Genomic DNA, 25,938 nt, shown 5'->3' with positions numbered 1-25,938 from the left:
ATTAGCCTGCGCGAAGCAGCGTTTTCATCTTCTCGTTACGGCACAACTGGCGCTTCATCTCCACCACCAGCGGGTGGCGGGAGAGCACAATCATCGCCCCAAAGGCCAGTACACCCGCGGCAATTTGCACCGCCAGCAGCAGCGCCAGCGACAGCTGGCCGTTCAGCGCCCACCCCAGGCCGTAGCTCACCGCGAGCGTGGGCAAAGAGAGATAGAACGGCAGCCACAGGCTGAGAATGTATTCACGGTAGCTGGAGCCCAGAATGGGTTTGATCAGCACGAAATAGCTCAGAATGGTGTTGATAATCTGCACCAGCAGGAAGCCCAGCGTGACGCCAATGGCGCCGCCCAACTGGCCGCCGACGATAATCGCCGGGATAAACAGGCAGGTTTTAAAGACGTTGAATTTAAAGCTGATATCGACGCGCGCCTTCGCCATCAGCAGCGAGCCAATCGGATTCCCCACCGAACGCAGCAGCCCCACCACGCACAACAGTTGCAGCACCGGAATGATGCTCACCCACTTCTCACCAAAAACCAGCGGCACAAAGTTGTTGCTCACCACCATCAGCCCGAGCAGCGCCGGGAAGTTGATAATGCCAACCACGGAAAGCAGCTTGTAGAAGTTCACGCGCAGTTTGGCCGTGTCGTCCTGGATTTTGGCGAACGCCGGGAACAGCACGCGGGTGATAATCGGGTTCAGCTTCATCGGCGGTACCACCGCCACGTTGTAGGCCAGGTTGTAGCCGCCCGCGACGCTCGCCCCCAGAATACGCGCCAGTACCAGCGTCGAGAGGTTGGTGTTCACATAGTTGATCACGCTATCCGCCGTCAGCCAGGCACCGAAGCGCAGGTTAGACGACACGCTCGCCAGCGAGAAATGCAGCCCAGGGCGATAAATTTTGCGGCCAAAATAGCCAAACAGCAGCGTACGCACTGCGCTATTAACCAGATAACCGAGAATCGCGGTCATGGCTAACGGCCAGAAATGCGCCGACACCACGGTGAAGGTAAAACCCGCCAGCACCGAGCTGGTTTCAATCAGGCCAATCTTGTTGAACTCCAGCTCTTTTTGCATCAGCGCGCGAAACTGCTGCCCGTGGGGGATAACAATAAACGCCAGCGATAAGGTCTGAATCAGCGGCTGTAAATCCGGGTTATGTAACACGCTGGCAATCGCCCCGCTCAGGGCAAACACCGCCCCGCAAACCACCACGCCCAGCCCGACGTTCAGCCAGTACAGGGTGGTCAGTTCGAGATGGCTTATCTCTTTGCGCTGAATAATCGAGTTCGCAATACCGAAATCAGACAGCGTATCGGCCAGCGCGATAATCACCAGTGAAACGGTCAGCAGACCGAACTGGTGGTTATCGATGATGCGCGCCAGCACCGTCATCTGCACCAGCCCCAGGCCGATGATGATCACGGTCGCCATGGCCGACCACTTCGCACCGCTGATGGTTTTTTCTCTCAGGCTCATACCTGTTCCTCAATACGCCGTTTTACTGACGAAGCCTTTAAACACCGTCAGGAAAACAATTTTGATATCGAACCACAGGCTCCACTCGCGAATGTATTCCAGGTCGAACTCGACGCGTTTTTCCATTTTTTCCAGCGTGTCGGTCTCACCGCGCCAGCCGTTAATCTGCGCCCAGCCGGTAATGCCCGGCTTCACTTTGTGGCGCAGCATGTAACCTTCAATCAACTGACGATACTGTTCGTTATGCGCCACCGCATGAGGACGCGGGCCGACGATCGACATGCCGCCGGTGAGCACATTGATAAACTGCGGCAGTTCATCGAGCGAGGTGCGGCGCAGGAAGTTTCCAACGGGCGTCACGCGCGGGTCGTTCTGTGTCGCCTGAGTGACCACCGCGTCGTTTTCCATCACTTTCATCGAGCGGAATTTCCATACTTTGATAGGCTTACCGTCCATGCCGTAACGGGTCTGGCGGAAAATGACCGGCCCGGCAGAGGTAAGTTTCACCGCCAGGGCAATGCAGCACAACGCAGGTGAGATCAGCAGCAGGATCATGCTGGCCAGCACAATATCTTCCAGCCGTTTGATGATGCGGTTCACGCCAGACAGCGGCGTGTCGTACAGCGGCACCACCGGTACGCCATTCACCTCTTCAATACGCGAGTGAAGAATATTGAAGGTAAAGACATCGGGGATGATCAGCACCGAGCAGGTGGTGTCCGCCAGCTCGCGCATCAGTTTTTTGATCAGGCTTTCTTCCTGCATCGACATCGCGATATAGACGTTATGAATTTTGCCCGCGCGCGCATCGTCCAGCAGTTGCTGGATATTGCCCGCCCAATCGGCGCTGACGCCGCCCGGTTTGGCGTCATGATAGGTACCCACCACTTCATAACCGAGCCACGGCTGATTGCGAAAACTCTCCAGCAACGCCTGCCCCTGCGGGAGATCGCCCGCCACCGCCACAAAACGGGTGTTATAGCCGTGATTGCGCAGCACACCCGCGCCATAACGAATAAACGCCCGGCTGGCCAACATGCCGCAGGTGGTCAGTAAGTACCACCCCAGCCAGACGCTGATATTGGTGCTGAAATCATCGTCAAACGCCAGCAGCCCGGCGCTGAACACCAGGCTCAGGGTCCAGTTCTGTAGCAGCAAGAGCAGTTCGGTGGTAATGCGCACGCCGCGCCACGAACGGTAGAAATCGGTGATCCCACCGATCATCTGGAACACCACCAGCGTGACCAGCGCCATCAGCAGATGGAGATACAAAAACGGCAGCGCCGCTGCTTTGCACACTACCCACAGCCCGCCGAGCATAATGGTGATATCCGAAAAACGCTGCACCATTGAGATTAACGATGCATTCGTTTTGGCTCGCTCGCGCTTTTTTAGAGTCGTCATCGTTGTTCCTTTTTCATAATCCCCCTCACCCCGCCCCTCCCCAAGGGAGAGGGAGAAAACCGCACACACTTAACCCATGGCACGATCGGTTCCCTCTCCCTGAGGGAGAGGGTTAGGGTGAGGGTCTACTGCTTAAGCAGCGCCAGAATATCCTGCGTTCGCGCCTGCATCAGCGGCGTGTCGCCGCGCGATTCCACATTCAGACGCACCACCGGTTCGGTGTTCGAGGAACGCAGGTTAAAGCGCCAGTCGGCAAACGCCAGGCTGATGCCATCGGTGCGGTCAATTTCCAGCGCCTCATTAGCAAAATGCTGCTCCACGCGGGCAATCGCCGTAGCAGGCTCCGCCAGTTTGCTGTTGATCTCGCCACTTGCCGGGAAAGCCGCCATGCGGTCACGCACCAGTTCGCCCAGCGTTTTTCCTTTCAGGCACAGCAGTTCGCTGACCAGCAGCCACGGGATCATCCCGCTGTCGCAGTAAGCAAAATCACGGAAGTAGTGATGGGCACTCATTTCGCCGCCGTAGATGGCGTCGTCTTTACGCATGCGTTCTTTGATAAAGGCGTGCCCGGTTTTCGACATCACCGGCGTGCCGCCTGCCGCCGTTACCACATCCACCGTGTTCCACGACAGACGCGGGTCATGAATGATTTTGGCGCCCGGATTTTTCTCAAGGAACGCTTCCGCCAGTAGGCCGACAATGTAATAGCCTTCGATAAACTGCCCGGTCTCATCGAACAGGAAGCAGCGGTCGAAATCGCCGTCAAAGGCGATACCCATATCCGCGCCATGTTCGATTACCGCGTTGCGAGTGTCATCGCGACATTCAGGTAACAACGGGTTAGGAATACCGTTGGGGAAATTGCCGTCCGGGGTGTTGTGCACTTTAATCAGCGTCACCGGCACATTCAGCGCGTTAAAGCGCGCTTCCAGCGCATCAATCACCGGGCCTGCCGCGCCGTTGCCGGAGTTCACCACCAGCTTGAGCGGCGTCAGGTTTTTGACGTTGATGTACTGCAACAGGTGATCGATATACGCGTCGCGCAGATCAATTTTCTGATAGCTGCCGCGCTGACTTTCATCCACCGGCGGGAAGTCGTTGGCTTCCGCCAGTCGCTGCACATCGCGCAGCCCGGTATCACCGCTGATTGGGCGCGCGCCTTCGCGCACCAGTTTCATGCCGTTGTAATCCATCGGATTATGGCTGGCGGTGACTTCAATGCCGCCGTCGATGCCAAGATGGAAGGTCGCAAAGTAGATCTCTTCTGTGCCGGAAAGGCCAATATCGAGCACATCGACGCCCGCATCGCGCAGGCCGCGTGCCAGCGCCAGCTTCAGCGCTTCGCTGGTCAGACGCACATCGCCGCCCAGCACAATGGTTTTTGGTTGCAGAAACTCGCCATAGGCGCGGCCAATACGCCACGCAATATCTTCATTCAGCTCTTCGCCTAATTTGCCGCGAATGTCATAGGCTTTAAAACAGGTTAACGTTTTCATGTTTTTACCTTTCTTCAGGCAACAGTTGGCCCTGACCGGTGAGGGTCATTATTTTCAGTGTCGTGAATTGCCGGATGGCGCTGCGCTTATCCGGCTAACAAAACGCGCTACACGCGCCCGTAGCGGTCCGCGAAGCGCACCACATCGTCCTCTTCCAGATACGAACCGGAACGGACTTCAATTAAATCGAGCGGGATCTTGCCGGGGTTTTCGAGGCTGTGCGTCGCGCCAAGCGGAATATAGATAGATTCATTTTCACCCAGCAGCTTGATCTCATCGTTGATGGTGACTTTGGCGGTGCCCGCCACCACAATCCAGTGTTCTGCCCGGTGGTGATGCATTTGCAGTGAAAGCCCCTCGCCCGGTTTCACGGTGATCCGTTTCACCTGATAGCGTTCGCCGGAATCAATCGAGTCATATTTCCCCCACGGGCGATACACTTCGCGGTGAATATGATGCTCATGGCGACCATCGGCTTTAATCTGCTCGACGACTTTTTTGACGTCCTGCACCGCGCTGCGATCGGCGATCAGCACCGCGTCTTTGGTTTGCACCACCACCAAATCCTTTACACCGACGGTCGTCACCAGGCTGGATTCGGCGTACACATAGCTGTTTTCGGTTTTGTGGCTGATGACATCACCGTGATGCACGTTGCCTTCCGGCGTGTGGTTGCTGATTTCCCACAGTGAGGACCAGGAACCCACGTCGCTCCAGCCCGCGTCCATCGGCACCACCACCGCATCGGCGGTCTGTTCCATTACCGCATAATCGACAGACTCTTCCGGGCAGGCGACAAACGCCGCTTCATCAACGCGGATAAAATCCAGATCCGGGTCGGTGACGTTCATGGCTTTTTCGCAGGCGTCGAGAATGTCCGGACGATATTTTTTCAACTCTTCGAGGAAGCGCCCGGCACGGAACAGGAACATGCCGCTGTTCCAGTAGTATTCGCCGCTGGAGACATACGCCTGGGCGGTATCAAGATTCGGTTTTTCAACAAACTGGGCGACATCAAAGGCCACTGCGTCTTTTTCGCCAGGGCTGACATCACCCCGACGAATGTATCCGTAGCCGGTTTCCGGCATATCGGGCACGATACCAAACGTGACCAGCTTTCCGCTTTCTGCGTACGGCGTCGCATTGCGCACCGCTTCACGGAACGCTTCTTCATTCTGAATCACGTGGTCGGCTGCCAGCACCAGCATCAGCGGGTCGCAGCCGGTATCACGACGTACCGCCGCCAGCGCCGCCAGGGCAATCGCCGGGGCGGTATTGCGCCCGACAGGTTCGAGAATGATATTCTCGGTCAGCTTATTCATCTGGCGCAGTTGCTCGGCCACGATAAAACGGTGCTGCTCATTGCAGATAACCACCGGGCTTTCACACTCCACGCCGTGCAGGCGGTTAATCGTCGCCTGCAACATGGTCAGCTCGCCTTTCAGGCACAGGAACTGTTTGGGATAAAGCACTCGGGACAGCGGCCACAAACGGCTGCCGGAGCCACCGGCCATTACTACCGGAAAAAGTGTTGATTGACTCATCGTTTAACCCCGAATATCAGCAATAAATTGGCTCAGCACGTTCTCTTTTTCGAGCGTGCGTTCCGCGTAGGCCAGCGCCTGCGCGTTGCGTTTCGGCATCAATAGTGCCTGTTCGATACCGTTCATTAACGCCGGAACCGATTCCGGCACGACGCAAACGGCGATCCCCGGTTCATTGAGGCACAACTGCCCCAGCTCGGTTTCGGCTTCAGCAGTGATCACCGCATTACCGCCCACCGCCAGAATATTGGTCAGTTTGGACGGCAGTACCGCATCCGCCGCGCCGCGTTTTTGAATCACCAGATGGCAGTCGGCCATCGAGAGCAGCGCAGGCAGTGCGTCGTAAGATTGCAGCGGGAAGAAGCGGACATTATCCAGACCTCGTTCCAGCGCCAGTTTTTCCAGCCGCGCTTTCCCGCCGCCCTGGCCGACAATCACAAACAGCCACGGTTTGTCACGCAGCAAGGCAGCGGCTTCAATCACACTTTCCAGCCCCTGCTTCTCGCCGATATTGCCGGAGTAAAGAATCAGTTTGCGGTCGGCTGGCAGGCCAAGCTGCTCGCGTAGCACCGCAACGTGGGTGCCGTTTACCTCACGGAAGCGATCCACTTCCGACCAGTTCGGGAAGAAAATCACCTTCTCTTCCGGTACGCCTTTCTCGCAGGCTTTGTTCATCATTGAGCGCGAGATAGTCGAGACGTTATCCACGTTATGCAGGCCGCTGCGCTCAAAGGCGCTGGCGAGCTTCGCCACTTTGCCCGGTTTACCCTTACCCGCCATCCCCAGGCCAAGCATCGCATCGACTTCGTAATCCTGAATATGCAGTAAGGTTCGTGCGCCAGAGAGTTTTGCCAGCAAACGCATCCCCGGCGTGCAAAAGAGCGTAGGCACCACGCCAATGATGCGATCCGGCTTCCATCGACGCTGGGCCAACAGCGGGAAAAAGCTGCTGACGGCAAAGCTGCCCAGATGAATCAGGCGCTTGAGCGTGGAGGGCTGTTTAGGCACATACAGCGGGCAACGCCAGACCGTCGCGGCGCCCTCTTCCCGGCGATAGCGCCAGGCGGAGTAGTGTTCGCCAACCTGCCACTGCGGGTAGTACGGCGGCGCGGTGATCACCCGGACTTCATGCCCCTGGCTTGCCATCCACTCGACCATTTCGCCGGTGTATTTGCCGATACCGGTCAGCTCCGGAGAATAGTTAATGCCGTAGACCAGTATTTTCATAACCCTGGTACCTCGGCCCGCTTCCCTTCGAGAAAGTAAGCGCGGCTGTTGGCATGCACATTGTCCGTTGCCAGCAACGCCGATGCCGTCAGCCAACGGTAATCGTTATGTTGCTCATCCGGGAGCGTCAGGTCGCTTGCTTCAACGCGCAGGCGGAAGCCCAGCACGATGTAGTGGGTCGAGAAATCCGCTTCGGAGAAGTTGTCATCATAAAAATGCTGCCAGACGCCGTAGAACTGGCCTGCCGATATCGGCAGGCTCAGGCCCAGCTCCGCCTGCGTTAAGCGGGCGAAGGCGTCGGCGAGCGTTTCATCTTTCTGCACGCGACCGCCAGGAACAAACCAGAACCCCTGCGCCGGGCGGTTGGTGCGTTTGCCAAGCAGATATTCGCCCTGTGCGTTCTCCACAATCAGATCGATTGAGATAAGCGGCGTCGAACGCACTACGGTGGCAAAATCCTGCGTGCTCAGAAACATCGGTTACCCCCGAAAACGCTGCTGGTTTTGCAGAAACCACTGGTAAGTACTGGCAAGTCCTGCTTCCAGTGTGATTTCGTGATACCAGCCCAGTTGATGCAGGCGAGAAACGTCGAGCAGTTTGCGCGGCGTGCCGTCCGGTTTCGACGCATCGAAAACCACGCGCCCCCTGAAGCCCACCACTTTCGCCAGCGTCTGCGCCAGTTCGCGAATGGTGCAGTCGATGCCGGTGCCAACGTTGATGTGCGACAGCATCGGCTGGGTGTTCTCCTGCCACACATCGCGATCCAGCTCCATCACGTGGATGCTGGCAGCCGCCATGTCGTCCACGTGGAGGAACTCGCGCATCGGCGTGCCGCTGCCCCACACCACCACATCAGATGCATTCTGCTGGGCGGCTTCATGGAAGCGGCGCAGCAGCGCGGGAATGACGTGCGAATTGCTCGGGTGGAAGTTATCGTTCGGCCCGTACAAGTTCGTTGGCATCACCGAGCGATAGTCGCGGCCGTGCTGACGGTTATAAGATTCGCACAGCTTGATCCCGGCAATTTTGGCGATGGCGTATGGCTCGTTGGTCTCTTCCAGCGTGCCCTGCAGCAGCTCACTTTCGGCCATCGGCTGCTTCGCCAGCTTCGGATAGATGCAGGATGAGCCAAGGAACAGCAGCTTATTCACGTTATGCACATGTGCGGCGTGAATGATGTTGCTTTCAATCATCATGTTTTCGTAGATGAAATCGGCGGGATAGGTATTGTTCGCCACAATACCGCCCACTTTTGCCGCCGCCAGATAGACCTGGTCAATCTGTTCGGTGGCGAAGAATTCATTCACGGCCTGGCTGTCGAGCAGGTTGAGCTCATCGCGAGTACGCAGAATCAGATCCACGTTTTCTCGCTGCTCAAGCTGGCGGACAATGGCTGAACCAACCATTCCCCGGTGGCCCGCCACAAAAATACGTTGTCTGGTCATTCTCAGGACTCCAGCGCGATCGCCACATCGTAGCCGTGGGATTTCAGCAGAGAGTGTTTCTTCGCCGCTTCGAGATCTTTGGCCACCATTTCTGAAACCATTTCCTGAAGAGTGGTTTCCGGTTTCCAGCCCAGTACTTCATGCGCTTTGGTCGGGTCGCCCAGCAGGGTTTCCACTTCCGCAGGGCGGAAATAGCGCGGGTCAACGGCAATGATGATATCGCCCGGTTTCACGCCTGGCGCATCATGGCCGGTAACAGAAACCACAATGCCCTTCTCTTCCACGCCGGTGCCTTCAAAGCGCAGTTTGATACCCAGCTGTGCTGCGGCCATTTCGACGAACTGACGCACCGAGTACTGCACGCCAGTGGCGATCACGAAATCTTCCGGTTTGTCCTGTTGCAGCATCATCCACTGCATTTTCACGTAGTCCTTTGCGTGGCCCCAGTCACGCAGGGAATCCATGTTGCCGAGGTACAGGCAGGACTCCAGGCCCTGAGCGATATTGGCAATCGCGCGGGTGATTTTGCGGGTCACGAAGGTTTCGCCACGGCGCGGGGATTCATGGTTGAACAGAATGCCGTTGCAGGCATACATGCCGTAGGATTCGCGGTAGTTGACGGTGATCCAGTACGCATACAGTTTCGCCACTGCATACGGAGAACGCGGATAGAACGGCGTGGTCTCTTTCTGTGGAATTTCCTGCACCAGGCCGTACAGCTCGGAGGTGGACGCCTGATAGAAACGGGTTTTCTTTTCAAGACCGAGGAAACGAATGGCTTCCAGCAGACGTAAGGTGCCCATGGCATCTACGTCGGCGGTGTATTCCGGGGATTCAAACGAAACGGCCACGTGGCTCATCGCGCCCAGGTTGTACACTTCATCCGGCTGTACTTCCTGCAGGATACGGGTCAGGTTGGAGCTGTCGGTCAGGTCGCCGTAATGCAGGTGGAATTTCGGGTTGCTGGTGTGCGGATCCTGGTAAATGTGGTCAACGCGTTCCGTGTTAAAAGAGGAAGCGCGGCGCTTAATGCCATGCACTTCGTAGCCTTTTTCCAGCAGAAGCTCTGCCAGGTAAGAACCATCCTGACCGGTTACGCCGGTGATGAGAGCGACTTTTGACATGTTTTTATCCTCTGTACTTATCAGAAATTAATCAGTTTCAACGCGTTCGCGTATCACCACTGCGGGGTTGCCACGGCAAATCACGTTTGCCGGAAGCGATTTAAAAACGCTGCTTCGCGCACCAACGACGGTGCCGTCGCCTATTTCAATGCCGGGGGCGACGAACACATCCGTTGCCAGCCAGCATTTCTCGCCAATCACAATCGGTGTGGCGGTAATATCAAAATGTTGACTCTGGAAGTCATGACTTCCGGTACATAAATAACACTTCTGTGACACCACCGAATTTGCGCCGATGGTAATATCGCCCAACGTATATAACACGGCGTCATCACCCACCCAGGCATAATCACCGAGGGTCAATTTCCACGGATAGGTAATTTTCACTGACGGACGAATTACTACGTTTTTTCCTATTTTCGCGCCAAACAGACGTAACAAAAATGCACGCCAGCGGTAGAGTATTTGCGGTGACCAGGCAAAAAGTGTTGATTGCACCGCCCACCATAATTGCACTTTCAGCCCACCCGCACCGCGAAAACCCTGCGGAACGGTAAATCCCGATAAATCTTGCATAGTTTTTCCTTATATTCAGGATTTGTTATATAAGGCTTTTGTTTTGCCGGTGGTGCGCAGACGTAATAAATAAGACAATTCTGTCAGAAGCTTTGGCATGCGTAATATTTCACGCTGAACATTTTTCGCATCCTGACACAACTGTAAATTATTGGTGGTTGACACGCCCCCCATTGAAAATTCAGACACCAGCCCTTTAATGCGTTTAAAGGCATAGCCTGCTTTATACATTTTGGCGGCCAGCGCGTAATCAGATGAAACGCGATATTGCATATCATACGGATTTTGTTTCAACCCCACGCCAGGGAAGAAGATAGCCTGATGGCTGGCGGGCAGGCTATGATAAATATACCAGCCGCTTTTTGCCCGACGGGTTAACTGTGTGCCATCGCCAAAATCGAGCATCGCGTCACCCAGATACATTGCATCATCTTTTTTATTACGCAGCTGACGGACAAATTGTGAGACATCCTGGTGAAACACATCGCCGGAGTTCAGGAACAGGGCAAACTTACCTTTCGCCATCGTGATGCCTTTATTCATCGCATCGTACAGGCCGTTATCCGGCTCGCTGACATAACGTAAGTTGTACTGTCCATTACGTTTTTCCAAAAACTCCGCCGTGCCGTCGGCCGACCCGCCGTCCACCACAATCCACTCAAACTGAATGCTCGGATCGTTCGCCAGATGCGCCAGTGAACGCCAGGTTTTGACGATGCCGTCATGGTTGCGAAACGCGACGGTAATGACACTCAGCAGCATTGTTTTTTCCACCTTATCCGTTGTCTGCCATATTGAGTGCTTTACGCAAAATAAATGGACAGACAATTAAAAATGCATATTCCGGGCTAAATATTGAACCGGTAAAAAACAGCGATATTGGCGTAAAAAGGAACAACTGCACGCGGAAATTGCGATTATTCCCAAAAGCGTTAATTGTCATCTTTCCGACATTAATCATGTACCATGCCGTCAATATCACTGCGAACCACGAAAAATAAATAATGAGCAGATACAAACCATTGTCTATTGTTTTTCCGACGTCCGCACCGTTAAAGATTCCGAATGATGCCACATATTCGTAAAGAGAACCGAAACGCACAATGCCATCAATATGGGTCAGCGAGTAACCGACCATCACCAATGGGCCAATAATACGGTAATAGGATGACGAACCCTCCGTCCCCAAATCACCCAGGCGCTCAGATATATACGGAAAGGCAAACACTAAACCAATCAAAAATACGGCCAGTGAGATAATCGCTAACGGCAGTTTTTTCTTAATGGCGTCTTTGTTCAGATACTGGAAAGCCCACTCCAGTAAATAAAACAGGATAAACGTCATTACCCCGGAAAATGATCCTGAAAGAATAATCCCTGCCAGAATCATAGCATCTGCTTTAGGGGTTTTGATACCGAACTGTTTGATACAGAGCCAAATTGAGATTAACGCCAGAGCGAAGAATGCCGGTTCGAAATAAAGTGCGGTGGTACGCTTACCGCCGAACTTGATAAAATTCAGAACATAGCTGTTACTGTATATAAGATATTTCGAAATTGTCTCCATCAGGCTACTGCCACCGGAGACAATAATTTGCAGCATCTCGATGGCCGCCAGCATGACGATGACGCCAATCACCATATAAAAGCCACGTAAAATTTTGCGGTGGTTATGCGGCGAGATAACCTTAAAGCGAATACTCCACACCATGCCGACAATAATCACAATGTAGACAAACAGCATCGTCGAGGTGACGTACTTGCTGGCATCCAAAGACTGGCCGAACAGATAGTTAAACAGCGTCAGCCCGCCCCCTGCGCCGAGCGCAATCATCAGCTTTTTCAGGTTAATCAGGTCAACGTAGAGTAAAAGCAGCAGCGGCAAAAAGGTAACGATGGTTATCGGAAAGCTCTCGCCGAGCTGGGCGATTTTGACGTTAACCAGCAGGTAGATTAACGGTAGCAGCAGATAGCTACAGATTCTGATAGAACGAGACATACTCCTCCAGCATCTGTTGACCACTGTAGGCCTGACGGCTGCGGGCGCTGAACTGCGCCAGCGTGGTACCGAAAATAGCCTGCGCGATTTCCGCTTTCGGTAACTGCGCGAGACGCAGAACGTCTCTGTCATCGACCGTGCGCCCGCCCGATTTGCTCAACACTTCCTGCGCGGCATCGCTGTGGGTCGCAATCACCGGCACGCCAATCGACAGCGCCTCGCACAGGATCAGTGGATAGTTATCCACGCGTGAGCTGAACAGCAGCGCATCCATCCCGTTGAGTTTGCTCATCAACTGACGTTTATCGGTGAGGAAACCGTGATTCACCACGTTATCCGCGCTGAAGGGTGAGAATTTACCGAAGGTATGTACTTCCACGTTATCGCCGAGGGCAATCAGCGCCTGCACCAGTTGCTGATTGGTTTTCCCGTCGTAACGCAGGTCATGCGCCACCACGGCGATTTTCGGACGCTGCGCGTTTGTCACCTTCGGCTGGAGATCGGCCAGAATGGTTTCTGTCGCCACATCGATGCCGTTGTTAATCACCAGACAGCGACCCGCGCCGTAAAGGCTGTTAAAGGCATCGGCCACGTGATGGCTGGGAGAAATAAAGTTACAGCCCAGCGCCAGCATCTGGCGAAACAGCGCACGTTTTTCGTCAACCTGCTGATGGGCGCGATCGACCTTCACCGGCGGGTAGTTACTGAGGGTCGGGCACTGCGCGCAGCCGCGCTGCCAGCCTTCACAGCCGTCGAGAAACGCGCAGCGACCGGTAACACTCCAGTGATCGTGCAACGTCCAGACGAAGGTGACGTCGGGTTTATGCGCTTTTACACGCTGGCAGAATTTCACCACCTCTGCCAGATTCAGCCAGTAGCTGTGCAGCACATGAAAATGCAACACCACCGGGCCGGTAGTGCGCGTCACCGTGCGATACAGCCCGTTCAGATTACCGAACAGATCGCGGTTAAACAGACGAAACAGCGCCAGATTGGCTATCGAGGTGGCACGCGCCGTATGTTTAATCACATTCGGGTAGCGGTCATGGCTTTCGCTTTTTTTGCCGCCTTTGCCATAGCCGTAGATAAACTGCGAGTTCATTCCCAGCTGTAGCGCGCGCTGATGGAGATCCAGCGCCACGCCTGCCGCGCCGCCTTCAGCCAGGCGGACGTTAAATTGCATAATATTCATTTCAGTACCTTCACCCGCGCTTTCTCACCCACCACCAGCGCATGGTCGGGGATGTTATCCAGCACGACGCTGCCTGCGCCGATGGTGACCTGATTGCCAATGGTGATATCGCCGATAATCACCACGTTAGCCCCGAGTTCAACGCCGTTGCCGAGAACAGGACACGCCAGGCTGTTCGGGCCGCGATTACCGATAGTGACGCCGTGGCGAATGGTAAAATCATCCCCCGCCACCACGTTTTTATTGATGACTACGGCATAACCGTGGTGAATGGTGAAACGACGACCAATCGTCGCAGCGGCCTGAATCTCGTAGCCAAACAGGCATTCTGTCACCACGCGATACAGCACTAAAACGGGCGCAGCCCACAGATTGTTGAGCACATTTTTCTTGCGCCACACGGAGCAAAAATGGGCGATGCGATACGCCATCACCATGCAGCACGGGCGCAGGCTCCAGCTATTGGCGCGTAAATCTTCCAGCATGATTATTTCCCCCGCAATCCGTCAGCGAGGCGTTTGCCGTTACGCACCGAAAACAGCGTTAGCAACGTGCGCCAGTTCATGCGTTTATTGCGGATCTGATACAGGGTGAAGAGCTGGTACTTCTTACTCGCCCGGTCAAATTTGTCTTTGTGCTTGCGGTAAAAGTGGAAGTAGCCGGAAAACTTTTTCGGCGAATTGGTGATTTGCATCTCGCCATGGTTGATGTGCAGGATTTGCGTGGCTTCTTCGATTTTCCACGGTTCGCCGTAGGCCACCACCATACGCAGGAAGATGTCGTAATCCTGCGCCGCTTTCAGTTGCGTATCGAACAAGCACTCTTTGAAACGCCACGCCGAACTAAACACCTGGTTGCCGACAATGTTGCGTTTATAGAACAACTTGCGGGAAAACGGTGATTTCGGGTACAGCGGCAGGCTCGCCGGCTGTGAGTAGACCTCGCCCTGGCAAAGATAGTCGTTGGCATAAAGAAAGGCGTGGGTAACCAGCTGGTGCTTTTGTTCGAGAAACACCGATAAACGGTTTGGCGTCCATTCGTCGTCATCATCAATACCGGTAATAAACTGGCCTTTGGCCTGCCTAATCGCCTGATTACGCACCGCGCACGCGCCGGAATTAATATCGTTATGGATGTAGCACACGCGCGGGTCATTCAGGTCGGTGACAAACTGCTGAAGCTGTTCGTATGATTCGGAGCAATCATCGACGATGATCATCTCCCAGTTCGGGTAATCCTGGCGCAGCACCGATTTGATGGCGCGGATTGCCAACTGCTGGCGATTCCAGGTCGGCATATAGATAGAGATCAATGGATTTTCTGTGGTCATGAGGATCCCCCGGAGAAGCAAAGTCATGGCATTTTCCCCCTCACCCCGGCCCTCTCCCTCAGGGAGAGGGAGAAAACCAGCACCGTACGATCCCCTCTCCCTGTGGGAGAGGGTTAGGGTGAGGGCAAACACACCTTATTTAGAATCAGATTTATATTCGTATTCGTAGTAGCCGTAATCCTGATAGCCCGTCGCGCGACGGAAGATGGAGTTCAGGATCACCCCTTTCGCGTCGATGCCGTTTTGCTCGAAGCGGCTGAGGCTGGTTTCCACTTCTTTCAGGGTATTTACTGCGTAGCGCGCTACCATCAGCGTGGTGCCCGCGTGGCGGCCGACAATCGCCGCATCGGTGACGGCCAGGATTGGCGGCGTATCGATAAGGATCAGGTCATAGTTAGCGCTGGCCCAGCTCATCAGTTCGCTGAATCGCTCGCTCATCAGCAGCTCCGACGGATTCGGCGGTACCTGACCGCGCGGTACCAGATCGAAGTTGTTAATCGAGGTGCGTTTCGCGCAGGACGCAATATCTGCTTTCCCCACCAGCACTTCCGACAGACCGTTATCGTTGCTGGTTCCCAGCAGTTCGTGGGTATAGCCTTTACGCATATCACAGTCGATCATCAGCACGCGCTTGCCGGTCTGGCTTATCACCGCCGCGAGGTTGGCGCAGACAAAGGTTTTACCGATTGACGGGCTCACACCGGTCATCATCAGCACCTTGTTACCTGCCTGCATCATCGCAAAGTGCAGGCTGGTACGCAGGCTACGCACCGCTTCAATCGCCAGATCCGTTGGGTTACCGACCGCCAGCAGTTGGCTCTGTTTATAGCGCTTCACGCCTTTCACCGTTTTCACGCTGTCACGCGCTTTCTGCCACTCGGACAGCGGAATGCTGGCGTAAACATTAATGCCGTGCTCTTCCAGCACCTGCGGGCTTTCGATACCGCGGTTAAACAGCGAGCGAAGCAGCACGCCAACGATAGAGAGCATCAGACCGAGGATCAGACTGCCGAGAATAATCAGCGCTTTCTTCGGCTTCACCACGCCCGGCTGAGCAATTGCCGGGTCGACGATGCGCACATCGCCCACGGTGCTGGCTTCGGTGATTTTCAGCTCCTGCTGCTTATTCAGCAGTTGCATGTACACCTGCTGGCCGGATTCCACATCACGCGTTAAACGCACAATTTCCTGCTGCGTTTTTGGCATCGCGGTCACCCGTTTTGACAGGCGCGCTTTCTCTTCTTCCAGCGCCCGACGTTTTTCCAGCAACGTCCGATAGGCCGGGTGAATGCGGGTGTACAGCTTGGAGATTTCCGCTTCTTTGAAGGTCAGTTCATTAAGCTGCGCGTCAATGTTGACCATCGAGTCGAGCACGGATTTTGCTTCCAGCGGCAGGTCGACGGAGTCCTTCTGCTGGCGATAGGCGTTGAGATTGTTTTCCGCAACGTCCAGATTGTGGCGCACTACCGGCAGCTGTTTATCGAGGAAGGCGAGGCTTTTCGCCGCTTCTTCTGATTTGCGCGCCACGTTTTGTTCGAGGTAGTTGCGCGCAATGCTGTCGAGGATCTTGCGGATCTGCTCTTTATCTTCCCCGGTAATACTCAGGGTCAGCACACCAGAATCTTTACCGTCTTCCGTGACGCTCAGGCTGTTTTGCAGCGAGTTAATCATGCCGAGGGTGGAGAATCGCGTCAGGGTAAACGACGCGCCTTCATGGGCGGCGATCGCCGTCACCAACAGCGACACGCCGCCTTTCTCCAGCGGTTTGCCTACTTCTCCCTGAGCGCTGAACCCGTCATCATTGCTCAGCTGATAGCGTGTCGGGCTCAGCACTTCCAGCGTAAAGGTGCTTTCCGCCATCGACTGCGGGCGATTAAAGGTGGTGACTTTGACCGTTTCGTTTTTGCGCCCCATCAGGCGATCCCACCCTGCGCCAATCAACGGGAAGGTGTTTTTCTCAACCGAAATATCGAGGTCAAGGTCGTCGACGGTTTTGCCCAGCACCAGACGCGAGGTGATCATTCTGATCTCCGCGTCAGATGCCGGCGGCTTATTGCTCAGGGCGCTGCTGATATCCTGCACCAGCGCGCTGCCCTGATTTTGTTCAATGCGCACCAGCGCATCGGCGCTGTAAATCGGCGTCGCAAAAAGGGTGTAGATGATACCCACCAGCGTAAACACGCCGGTAATACCGAGCACCCACCATTTTGCTTCGATGACCGTGCCCACCAGGCGACCAATATCAATTTCATCACTGCCCGTGGCCTGCGGGGCTATCTGTTTTACTTTTTCTGTCATTGTTATCCCTGCTGAGCTTTCAGTGCCTGCGCCCACTGTTGAGCAGACCGGTCGAGTAACTGATATACCGCTTCAAAGGCTTCGCGGCTTTTGCGATAGGGATCGGGAATGTCGCGTTCATCATCCCAGTGCCCAAACAGCATCACCTTGCCGCGCATTTCCGGCGCGATGTCATGCAGTTTCGAGATGTGGCGGCGTTCCATTGCCAGAATCAGGTCATACTCCCGGCACATCGCGCCGGAAATTTGGCGGGCGCAATGCCCGTCAAGAGAGAGCTGATGGTCTGCTGCCACGCTCACCGCGCTGGCATCTGCCCCCTTCCCCACCAGCGCGCCCAAACCTGCGGACGCAATGGTGATCGACGGCAAATGGTTTTTCAGCAGACGCTCCCCCGTTGGGGAACGGCAAATGTTCCCCACACATACCACCAGAATTTTGTTAAACATGGCCGCTTACCAGGTGTGAATGTCTTTCGCCGTGTCCGTCATGTAGCGAACGCCACTGATGGTCGGCAACAATTGGTTGATCAGACGGTTCCAGCGCGTCACCGGCGCGGTCGTCACGTACACGACGTCATACGGTTGCAGCACGAAGTTGGTCGCCATCACCAGAGAGGTGGCATCGGACATATCCAGCTGATAAACGTTCGCCATCTTGCCGTTGTTGCCCTCTTTGGTCGGACGGATCACGAAGATGCCGCTGGCGTTCGAGGAGGTGAGATCCAACCCTTCCGCCTGGCCCAGCGCTTCGGTGAGCGTCATGCCGCTGAAGTCCATTTTGAGGGTGCTCTGTTTCTTCACTTCGCCCATCACGAACACTTTCAGATCGTCGTTGCGTGGCACAAACAAAATGTCGCCTGGATACAGCAGTCGGTTCTGCTTCAGATCGCCGTTTTGCATCAACGCCTGAATCGAGATCCGCTCTTCACGCCCGTTATGCGTCAGCACCACGTTGCGCCAGTCGGCGACATCCGTCAGACCGCCGGCGGCATTAATCGCATCGAGGATTGTCAGCGGTACGTTGGTGATAGCCTGCTGGCCGGACTTATTCACCTGACCCGAGACATAGGTTTTCTGTGAGCGGAAAGCGGCAACATTGACATCAACCTGCGGGTCGGTGATGTAAGCGGCCAGGCGCTGGCTGACAATCTGGCGAATCTCCGAGAGCGTTTTGCCCTTCACGTCCACCTTGCCAATGTAGGGGTAGAAAATCGTGCCGTCAGGCTGCACCCAGTTCCCGGTGTCGCTGGAGCTGCGGTACTGGCCTGCCGGAGTGGTGAGTTCCGGGTGATCCCAGACGGTGACGTTCAGTACGTCGCCCGGCCCCACGCGATACTGGTAATTGCTTAACTCCTGATCCAGCGATGTGTTCGGTTGCGCGACATTCGGTCGCGGGCGCAATTGTTCAATCAGTCGCGGGGTCAGCGGATAAACATTCACCATCTGGTCGATATCAAAGTCAGCGTCTTGCTGCTTAATGACATCTTTTCCGTAGGTAGACATATTGCTGCCGGGAAGGACGGTGCAACCACTCATAAAGGTTACCGACACCAATAATGGCATCAATTTTAGTTTGGATTTCATCATTGATTATTTATCACTTTGGCAGAGAAATTATCCTGTGCGAATTAAATAAACCCGAACATCTCCATTACCTGAGCATTCAGAATGCATTTAATCGTGCGTGAATATAAATGGCATATATCCTAAAAAAGATCGTATTCATCCGCAGGCTATTGACAGAATAATCGAGGCTGATTATCTCGCCTTCAGGCACGCTACCGCCCTTGGCTTTAAGCTACCAAATCACCTAAAATTCAGAATGTTAGAAATAAGTCTACATTTTCGGCAATGAATAAAGATTATTCCTGGCATAAAACTTTTCGGCTAATAAATATCTAGCGGATACGTTCCCATGCCCTTTATCATTCAATGCCGGAAGAATTGTTACAGCAATGCAAACAGCAGGCAAGGTAACGACGGCTTAAAAATAGTTTTTAAGAATAATATTAAGCGCCACAAAAACGATTTTTTAGGATTTTATTTATATTGACATAAAGTAATTATCCGCACCGCCGGAACACTATTCTCAGCTGATATTGGTTATTGTTATAATAAACTGGAGTAACAATAAGGTTTTATTACTCCCCGTTACGCAATTTTAGTCGGACAAATCTCAGGGAAACATTGCAATTTGCTCCGGCTTTATCCATGATCGAAGTGTGACAAATGTCATATGACTTAAGGTATTAAACAACGTATGGAATGGATTGCCGATCCCTCAATCTGGGCGGGTCTTATCACGCTTGTCGTCATCGAGCTCGTTCTCGGGATTGATAACCTGGTGTTTATCGCCATCCTGGCAGAAAAACTGCCTCCGGCGCAGCGCGACCGCGCACGCGTCACCGGCCTGATTCTGGCAATGCTGATGCGTCTGGTGCTGCTGGCCTCGATTTCCTGGCTGGTTACGCTCACCAAACCGCTTTTTGTGTTCCGCGATTTAAGCTTCAGCGCGCGTGACCTCATTATGCTGTTCGGCGGCCTCTTCCTTCTCTTTAAAGCCACCGTCGAACTCAACGAACGGCTGGAAGGTAAAGACAGCGATAATCCCACCCAGCGGCGCGGTGCGCGTTTCTGGGGCGTCGTCGCGCAGATTGTGGTGCTGGACGCGGTCTTCTCGCTCGACTCGGTCATTACGGCGGTCGGGATGGTGGATCATCTGGCGGTCATGATGGCGGCGGTGATTATTGCCATCAGCCTGATGCTGCTCGCCAGTAAAGCCCTCACCCGCTTCGTGAACAGCCACCCGACTATCGTTATTCTCTGTCTCAGCTTCCTGCTGATGATTGGTTTCAGCCTGGTCGCAGAAGGTTTTGGCTTCGCCATTCCGAAAGGCTATCTGTACGCGGCGATTGGTTTCTCGGTGATGATCGAATCGCTGAATCAGCTGGCCATCTTCAACCGCCGTCGCTTCCTGACGGCAAACCTGACGATGCGTCAGCGCACGACCGAAACGGTGATGCGCCTGCTGAGCGGGCGAAAAGAGGACGCCGAGCTGGATGCCGATAGCGCATCCATGATTGCCGACCACCGGGACGATCCTATCTTCGAGCCACAGGAACGGATGATGATTGAGCGCGTGCTCAACCTCAACCAACGAACCGTCAGCAGTATTATGACCTCGCGCCACGATATCGAGCATATCGACCTCAGCGCCCCGGAAAGCGAAATCCGCGCGCTGCTGGAGAAAAACCAGCACACGCGTCTGGTTATCACCGGCGGCGATGATGAAGAAGAGCTGTTAGGCGTGGTACACGTAATTGACCTGCTGCAACAGTCGCTACGCAATGAGCCGCTGGACCTGCGTGCGCTCATCCGCCAGCCGCTGGTGTTCCCGGAAACGCTGCCGCTGCTCTCCGCACTGGAACAGTTCCGTAGCGCCCGCACCCACTTCGCGTTTGTGGTCGATGAATTTGGTTCGGTGGAAGGCATTGTGACGCTCAGTGACGTCATGGAAACCATCGCCGGGAATCTGCCAAACGAAGTGGAAGAGATTGACGCCCGCCACGATATCCAGCGCAACCCGGATGGAACCTGGACGGCGAACGGTCATATGCCGCTGGAAGATTTGGTGCAGTACATTCCGCTGCCGCTGGATGACAAACGTGAGTATCACACCATCGCCGGGCTGCTGATGGAACATTTGCAACGCGTACCAAAAGCGGGTGAAAAGGTGCAAATTGGCCCCTTCACGCTGAAAACGTTGCAGGTCGAAAGCCACCGTGTGCAAAAGGTACAGATCATCCCACCGCCGCAGGAAGAGGATGAACTGAACTACGAGGTGTAAAGTACATAAGGGCTGATTATTAATCAGCCCTTTACTCTTCTTGTCTTCTATCAATTTTCCCACACATTTCTTCTGCCCCACCGCGCACATTTGCCCTACGCTTATACACGAGCCCTTTTTCAGGTGGGCCATGACCACCGCATTCATTAATGAGATAACATTATGGAATTAAAGGATTATTATGCGATTCTGGGGGTTAAACCAACGGACGATCTGAAGACTATCAAGACCGCCTACCGCCGCCTGGCGCGCAAATACCACCCCGATGTCAGCAAAGAAAACGATGCCGAAGCCCGCTTTAAAGATCTCGCCGAAGCCTGGGAAGTGTTGAAAGACGAGCAGAAGCGCGCCGAATATGACGAGCTCTGGGCGCATCGTAACGATCCGCAGTTTGGCCGCCAGCAGCAGGGCCACGAGCAGAGCTACAACCAGCAGGATTTTGACGATATCTTCTCTTCGATGTTTGGTCAGCAGGCGCATCACGCCCGCCGCCAGCGCGCCTCGCGCGGCCAGGACCTGGAAATTGAAGTAGCGGTGTTCCTCGAAGAGACGCTGGCCGAGCAGCAGCGTACCATCAGCTATAAGGTGCCGGTGTATAACGTCTTCGGCATGGTTGAGCAGGAACTGCCGAAAACGCTGAATGTGAAAATCCCTGCGGGGGTCAGCGACGGGCAACGTATTCGCCTCAAAGGCCAGGGCACGCCGGGCGAAAATGGCGGGCCAAACGGCGACCTGTGGATGATTATTCACATCGCACCGCACCCGCTGTTTGATATCGTCGGCCACAATCTGGAGATCGTACTCCCGCTAGCGCCATGGGAAGCTGCGCTGGGTACCAAAGTCGAAGTGCCAACGCTGAAAGAGAGCATTCTGCTGACCATTCCACCGGGCAGTCAGGCCGGACAACGGCTGCGTATTAAGGGCAAAGGCCTGGTGAGTAAAACCGTCACCGGCGACCTGTTTGCGGTGATTAAAATCGTGATGCCGCCGAAACCGGATGAGAAAACGAGCGCGCTGTGGCAACAACTGGCCGAGAGTCAGGCCAGCTTCGACCCGCGTAAAACCTGGGGGAAAGCATAATGACTACCGTTACCGTAACCTTAACCGTCACTGAGTTTTGTCTGCGCACGGGGGTGTCGTCTGAAGAGCTGGATGAAATTGTCGGGCTGGGGATGATTGAACCGAACGTCTCGCAAACGCAGGAGTGGTTGTTTGATGATCATGCGGCGGTGGTGGTACATCGCGCCGTACGGCTGCGTCATGAGCTGGAACTGGACTGGCCGGGGATCGCCGTGGCGTTGACGCTGCTGGATGAGAATGCGCGACTGGCGCGGGAAAATGCACTGCTGAGGCAAAGGCTGGAGCGGTGGTAGAACGCCCTCCTCGCCCTAACCCTCTCCCACAGGGAGAGGGGACAGAGTGTGCTAATCTACATGTTCTGCGCGGGTTTTCTCCCTCTCCCTGTGGGAGAGGGCGGGGTGAGGGGGACGTGTCTTAATGACTCTCTAAAAACTGCTTCACATCCTTCCCTGACTGGCGATCTTTATTCTTATCCGCCCAGTCGCTCAGACGTCGGCGTGCTTCGCTTTGCAGATGCTTACGCAGCGCTTGATCCACCTGAAGGCTGTAATTAAGTGCCTGCCACTTGCCGTAAACACGCAGCGGAATGGCGGTCTCTTTAAGGATCTGAATCAGCGAGCTTTGTCCCTGCCAGCCGTCAACTACGCGGACGTTAAACTGCATGTCGCCCTCTTCTTTGACCAGATCCAGCGCACCCTTGCCATCAACCGCCAGCAGCGGCGATTCGCCCTGCATATCGCTCAGGGTCAGTTTGCCACGATCCAGGCTGAACACCGTCGTCAGGTTATCAAGACGCGTGGCGCTGTCGTAGCTTTCCTGCGCTTTGACATCCGTGCTGCGCTCAACCGCCTGCTGTACCAGTTGCTGGAAGTTCAGCCCCTCCGCACGCACGTCTTTCAGAGAGATATCTGCCTTCCCTTCCCAGTTGCGACGGAAGCTCTCCGCGTCAATCGCCGTACCGGCAAACTCGCCGTCCAGCGTTAAGCGCCCGGTCAGTTCGATAGGATAATTAAAGGCTTTCAGCAAGCTGCCGATCTGGACGTTTTCAAGCTGCGGGTGGAATTCCGCCGCTGGCGTTAATTCCCGGGCATCCAGTTGGCCAGGCAGAGAGAGTTTTCCGCCGTCCAGCGTGCCTTCAAGCTGGGTAATATCCAGCAGACCACGCTTGTTGGTCGCCTGATGTGCCACATTGGTGAAGTTCATCCCGCGCCAGGTCACCTGTTTTGCTACCAGCGAAATAGCGCCATCAAAGCTTTTCAGGCCGCTGTATTGCGGAACGCTGTCGCTGTCGGCAATGACCGGGCGAGCCTGTTTTGGCGTGCTCTGAGCCTGCTGGCCACCGTTGGCGTCGGTCATGGCCGCGCTACGAGTTAACAGATTATCGAGATTGAGCTTGTCAGACTGCAGATCGAGCGTCCAAAGCGGATGGTCGCTCAATACCACGCTGCCAGAGCCGCGCAGTGAGCTGTCGTTCGCCGTAAAGTTGATGTCGCTGAAGCTCAGCGTTTTCTGCTCTTCCTGCCAGCGCGCGTTCACACTACCGGCGCCGCTGATGCCCTGCGAAGGCAGATCGGCCCCCTGAAGTTGCCAGGTGATTTGCGAGAGCTGCGCGTCCAGACGATGCGGATAATCGCCAGCTTCAATGCGCGCGGTCAGCGCCAGCGCTAAATCGCGCTGATCGCGATTGATGCGGCCAGAAAAATCGAGCGTTGCCAGATGATGTTCGTCCTGCTCCATCTCCAGACGAATATCGCGCACCGTAACCTGTTCATCATCGGCATGCTGGAACACCAGCACGCTATCGGCCACTTTGAGGCGAGAAATATCAAAAGACCAGCCGCGATCTTCCGGCACCAGCGGTAAGGTATTTTCTTTCGGTACAACGGGGGCATGTTCAGCCGGCGCGGCTTCACTTTGCGGCGTTAACTGAATCACCCCGCCCTTGAGCATCACCTGCTTGACCTGCAACTGATGCGAAAGCAGCGGCAACAGCGCCACGTCCAGACGCATGTTATCGGCGCGAACCAGCGGCTCCGTTGCTCCCGGCGCGGTGAGACGCATTCTGCCGGACAGAATGCTGAGCTGCGGCCAGACGTGCCAACGCAGCGGGCCATCCAGCTGAAGCTGATAGCCGCTGCGTGCTTCGACCTGCCGCACCATATAGCTGCGGAAGTCGTTCGGGTTGACCAAAAGAACTAACGCCGAGAGGCCGGCGATGAGCACCACCAGCAGAATCATCAGCGTCGTTAAAATACGTCTCATTGCATCCTCACCAGACCAGCTTCAACTCAGTCTTTATCGATACGACTGGCGACCGCGCCCTGCTGGTCACGGTACTTCGCATCTTCACGACGGTTGTAGGGGCGTGCAGCCGGGCCGGAAAGCGGCTCGAAGCTCAGCGCACCAATCAGCATCCCCGGGCGCAGCGCCAGCGGCAATTTACCGGAGTTATAGAATTCAAGAACGATACAACCGGACCAGCCCGGATCGATACGGTGCGCGGTCACGTGAACCATCAGGCCAAGACGCGCAAGGGAGGAACGCCCGTCAAGCCAGCCAACTAAATCCGCAGGCAGCGTGACAGATTCCAGCGTCACCGCCAGCGCCAGTTCACCCGGATGTAAATAAAACGCATCACCTTCCGCGAGAACAATCTCTTCGCTCATCACGCGATCGAGCGCCGCGCTCACTTCCGCTTTCGGGCCACTTAAATCAATATAGGCGGCAGTATGACCGCTGAAGGTACGAAATTTATTGCCCAGGCGCACATCAACCGTCGCGCCATTAATACGCTCAACGGGGGGACGCGGGTTAATCGCCAGTCGGCCGTCATCCAGCCAGGCCTCTATATCTCGGTCACACAGACGCATGCCATTCTCCTTTGGTACAACCAGCCCCCATGATGAGATGCGCGGGGGCGATTACTGCACGTTACACAATTCGCGTGAGTTATTCAAAAAACTGACTAATTTTCGCTTTCAGAATATCAATTGCAATGCGGTTTTTCCCGCCACGCGGCACGATGATATCGGCATACTGTTTGGAGGGATCGATAAACTGCAGGAACATCGGGCGAACGGTTTTCTGATACTGCGCCATCACCGAGTCCATTGAACGGCCACGCTCGTTAACGTCGCGCTTAATGCGGCGCATCAGGCAGATATCCAGCGGCGTATCGACGAAAATAGAGAAGCTCATCTCTTCACGCAGACGCGCTTCCGTCAGCAGCAGAATACCTTCAAGAATAATGACTTTTTTGGGTTCGACGTGAACCGTCTCGGCGGTGCGGGTATGTTCTACATAGCTGTAGACCGGTAATTCGATAGGTTCGCCGCGTTTGAGCATTTGCAGATGCTGCAATAAAAGGCTGTGATCCATCGCGTTCGGATGGTCATAGTTGGTCTTAACACGCTCTTCCATCGACAAATGACTTTGGTCTTTGTAGTAGCTGTCTTCGGGAATAACGCCAATATGTTCATCACCAACCTGTTCACGCAATTCGCGATACAGCGTGCTGGCGATAAGACTTTTACCCGAAGCCGATGCGCCGGCGATGCCTATGATGACGCACTGATGAGACTTATCAGTCATAAATTTTTGCGACCTGATTAACCTGGATGATAAGGAAGGACGACGCCAGAGCGTCAAACGCGGCAATTATAGGGATTTCGCGCCCGCGATACCAGTCGAATGCACGGGATTGCGCGGGCCGACAGCGAAAAGTTCCTCTGCCGCGCGCGCAGTCGGGGTGAAAGCGTGCGTTTTCCGTTCCGTCAGGTTGCGCAAGCCCTGTCTCGGTGCTATCAATTTATGTGCTACCACCGTATAAATTATTAATGCTTTGTACTAGCATGGCGTCATCCACTATCAGATAAATCTGAAACCCGCCCAACGGCA

23 protein-coding genes are annotated in these 25,938 nt (G+C 54.8%); 3 read left to right on the top strand and 20 right to left on the bottom strand.

The window, feature by feature from the left end; genetic code table 11:
- Position 1: 1 nt before the first annotated feature.
- From wzxC to ACWWFX_RS02175, 17 genes are all read right to left on the bottom strand, one after another.
- Positions 2-1,480 (bottom strand): colanic acid undecaprenyl disphosphate flippase WzxC, encoded by a 1,479-nt coding sequence (gene wzxC / locus ACWWFX_RS02255; RefSeq protein ID WP_473223104.1) that lies wholly within the window; start codon positions 1,478-1,480, stop codon positions 2-4.
- Positions 1,481-1,489: 9 nt separating this feature from the next.
- Positions 1,490-2,884: an undecaprenyl-phosphate glucose phosphotransferase gene (gene wcaJ, locus ACWWFX_RS02250; protein ID WP_276220457.1), complete on the bottom strand. Its 1,395-nt coding sequence runs from the start codon at positions 2,882-2,884 to the stop codon at positions 1,490-1,492.
- A gap of 125 nt (positions 2,885-3,009) precedes the next feature.
- Positions 3,010-4,380, bottom strand: coding sequence for a colanic acid biosynthesis phosphomannomutase CpsG (gene cpsG / locus ACWWFX_RS02245; protein WP_473223103.1), 1,371 nt, complete (start codon positions 4,378-4,380; stop codon positions 3,010-3,012).
- A 107-nt stretch (positions 4,381-4,487) separates the two neighbouring features.
- Complete coding sequence (cpsB, locus tag ACWWFX_RS02240; RefSeq protein ID WP_473223102.1) at positions 4,488-5,924, bottom strand: mannose-1-phosphate guanyltransferase; 1,437 nt, start codon at positions 5,922-5,924, stop codon at positions 4,488-4,490.
- A 3-nt stretch (positions 5,925-5,927) separates the two neighbouring features.
- The gene (wcaI, locus tag ACWWFX_RS02235; RefSeq protein ID WP_473223101.1) at positions 5,928-7,151 is read right to left on the bottom strand and encodes a colanic acid biosynthesis fucosyltransferase WcaI; all 1,224 of its coding nucleotides are present in this window, start codon (positions 7,149-7,151) and stop codon (positions 5,928-5,930) included.
- Positions 7,148-7,627 (bottom strand): GDP-mannose mannosyl hydrolase, encoded by a 480-nt coding sequence (locus ACWWFX_RS02230; protein ID WP_473223100.1) that lies wholly within the window; start codon positions 7,625-7,627, stop codon positions 7,148-7,150. The genes wcaI and ACWWFX_RS02230 overlap by 4 nt, the downstream gene beginning before the upstream one ends.
- 3 nt (positions 7,628-7,630) lie before the next feature.
- A complete protein-coding gene (gene fcl / locus ACWWFX_RS02225) occupies positions 7,631-8,596 on the bottom strand; it encodes a GDP-L-fucose synthase (RefSeq protein WP_473223099.1) in 966 nt (321 codons plus the stop codon).
- 2 nt (positions 8,597-8,598) lie between these two features.
- Positions 8,599-9,720 carry a GDP-mannose 4,6-dehydratase gene (gmd, locus tag ACWWFX_RS02220; protein ID WP_015963835.1) on the bottom strand — a complete coding sequence of 374 codons (1,122 nt, stop codon included), beginning with the start codon at positions 9,718-9,720 and terminating at the stop codon, positions 8,599-8,601.
- Positions 9,721-9,747: 27 nt separating this feature from the next.
- Positions 9,748-10,296 carry a colanic acid biosynthesis acetyltransferase WcaF gene (gene wcaF, locus ACWWFX_RS02215; RefSeq protein ID WP_473223098.1) on the bottom strand — a complete coding sequence of 183 codons (549 nt, stop codon included), beginning with the start codon at positions 10,294-10,296 and terminating at the stop codon, positions 9,748-9,750.
- Between the two features lie 15 nt (positions 10,297-10,311).
- A complete protein-coding gene (gene wcaE, locus ACWWFX_RS02210; protein ID WP_473223097.1) occupies positions 10,312-11,058 on the bottom strand; it encodes a colanic acid biosynthesis glycosyltransferase WcaE in 747 nt (248 codons plus the stop codon).
- 13 nt (positions 11,059-11,071) lie between these two features.
- The gene (gene wcaD, locus ACWWFX_RS02205; protein ID WP_473223096.1) at positions 11,072-12,295 is read right to left on the bottom strand and encodes a colanic acid polymerase WcaD; all 1,224 of its coding nucleotides are present in this window, start codon (positions 12,293-12,295) and stop codon (positions 11,072-11,074) included.
- Complete coding sequence (gene wcaC / locus ACWWFX_RS02200) at positions 12,270-13,487, bottom strand: colanic acid biosynthesis glycosyltransferase WcaC (protein WP_473223095.1); 1,218 nt, start codon at positions 13,485-13,487, stop codon at positions 12,270-12,272. Before wcaC ends, wcaD begins: the two co-directional genes overlap by 26 nt.
- Complete coding sequence (gene wcaB, locus ACWWFX_RS02195) at positions 13,484-13,972, bottom strand: colanic acid biosynthesis acetyltransferase WcaB (RefSeq protein ID WP_456145946.1); 489 nt, start codon at positions 13,970-13,972, stop codon at positions 13,484-13,486. The genes wcaC and wcaB overlap by 4 nt, the downstream gene beginning before the upstream one ends.
- A 2-nt stretch (positions 13,973-13,974) precedes the next feature.
- Positions 13,975-14,817 carry a colanic acid biosynthesis glycosyltransferase WcaA gene (wcaA, locus tag ACWWFX_RS02190; RefSeq protein WP_473223094.1) on the bottom strand — a complete coding sequence of 281 codons (843 nt, stop codon included), beginning with the start codon at positions 14,815-14,817 and terminating at the stop codon, positions 13,975-13,977.
- Between the two features lie 135 nt (positions 14,818-14,952).
- A complete protein-coding gene (gene wzc / locus ACWWFX_RS02185) occupies positions 14,953-17,115 on the bottom strand; it encodes a tyrosine-protein kinase Wzc (protein WP_473223093.1) in 2,163 nt (720 codons plus the stop codon).
- A gap of 2 nt (positions 17,116-17,117) precedes the next feature.
- The gene (wzb, locus tag ACWWFX_RS02180) at positions 17,118-17,561 is read right to left on the bottom strand and encodes a low molecular weight protein-tyrosine-phosphatase Wzb (protein ID WP_473223092.1); all 444 of its coding nucleotides are present in this window, start codon (positions 17,559-17,561) and stop codon (positions 17,118-17,120) included.
- Positions 17,562-17,567: 6 nt separating this feature from the next.
- The gene (locus ACWWFX_RS02175) at positions 17,568-18,701 is read right to left on the bottom strand and encodes a polysaccharide export protein (RefSeq protein ID WP_276220471.1); all 1,134 of its coding nucleotides are present in this window, start codon (positions 18,699-18,701) and stop codon (positions 17,568-17,570) included.
- A 673-nt stretch (positions 18,702-19,374) separates the two neighbouring features.
- Between ACWWFX_RS02175 and ACWWFX_RS02170 the strand changes: the two genes are divergently transcribed.
- The 3 genes from ACWWFX_RS02170 (at position 19,375) to cbpM (ending at position 22,334) form a co-directional block, all read left to right on the top strand.
- Positions 19,375-20,961: a TerC family protein gene (locus ACWWFX_RS02170; protein WP_473223091.1), complete on the top strand. Its 1,587-nt coding sequence runs from the start codon at positions 19,375-19,377 to the stop codon at positions 20,959-20,961.
- A 162-nt stretch (positions 20,962-21,123) separates the two neighbouring features.
- The gene (cbpA, locus tag ACWWFX_RS02165) at positions 21,124-22,041 is read left to right on the top strand and encodes a curved DNA-binding protein (RefSeq protein ID WP_276220473.1); all 918 of its coding nucleotides are present in this window, start codon (positions 21,124-21,126) and stop codon (positions 22,039-22,041) included.
- Positions 22,041-22,334 (top strand): chaperone modulator CbpM, encoded by a 294-nt coding sequence (gene cbpM, locus ACWWFX_RS02160; RefSeq protein ID WP_276220474.1) that lies wholly within the window; start codon positions 22,041-22,043, stop codon positions 22,332-22,334. Before cbpA ends, cbpM begins: the two co-directional genes overlap by 1 nt.
- A 121-nt stretch (positions 22,335-22,455) precedes the next feature.
- On the opposite strand, the gene asmA is transcribed toward cbpM, so the two are convergent.
- From asmA to udk, 3 genes are all read right to left on the bottom strand, one after another.
- Positions 22,456-24,303: an outer membrane assembly protein AsmA gene (gene asmA, locus ACWWFX_RS02155; RefSeq protein ID WP_473223090.1), complete on the bottom strand. Its 1,848-nt coding sequence runs from the start codon at positions 24,301-24,303 to the stop codon at positions 22,456-22,458.
- Positions 24,304-24,329: 26 nt separating this feature from the next.
- Positions 24,330-24,911 (bottom strand): dCTP deaminase, encoded by a 582-nt coding sequence (gene dcd / locus ACWWFX_RS02150; RefSeq protein ID WP_276220476.1) that lies wholly within the window; start codon positions 24,909-24,911, stop codon positions 24,330-24,332.
- Positions 24,912-24,990: 79 nt separating this feature from the next.
- A complete protein-coding gene (gene udk, locus ACWWFX_RS02145) occupies positions 24,991-25,632 on the bottom strand; it encodes a uridine kinase (protein WP_015963820.1) in 642 nt (213 codons plus the stop codon).
- Positions 25,633-25,938: the final 306 nt, after the last annotated feature.

Source organism: Pseudocitrobacter sp. 2023LY-00077 (genome assembly GCF_055796175.1).
This window is presented reverse-complemented; position numbering and strand designations above follow the sequence as displayed.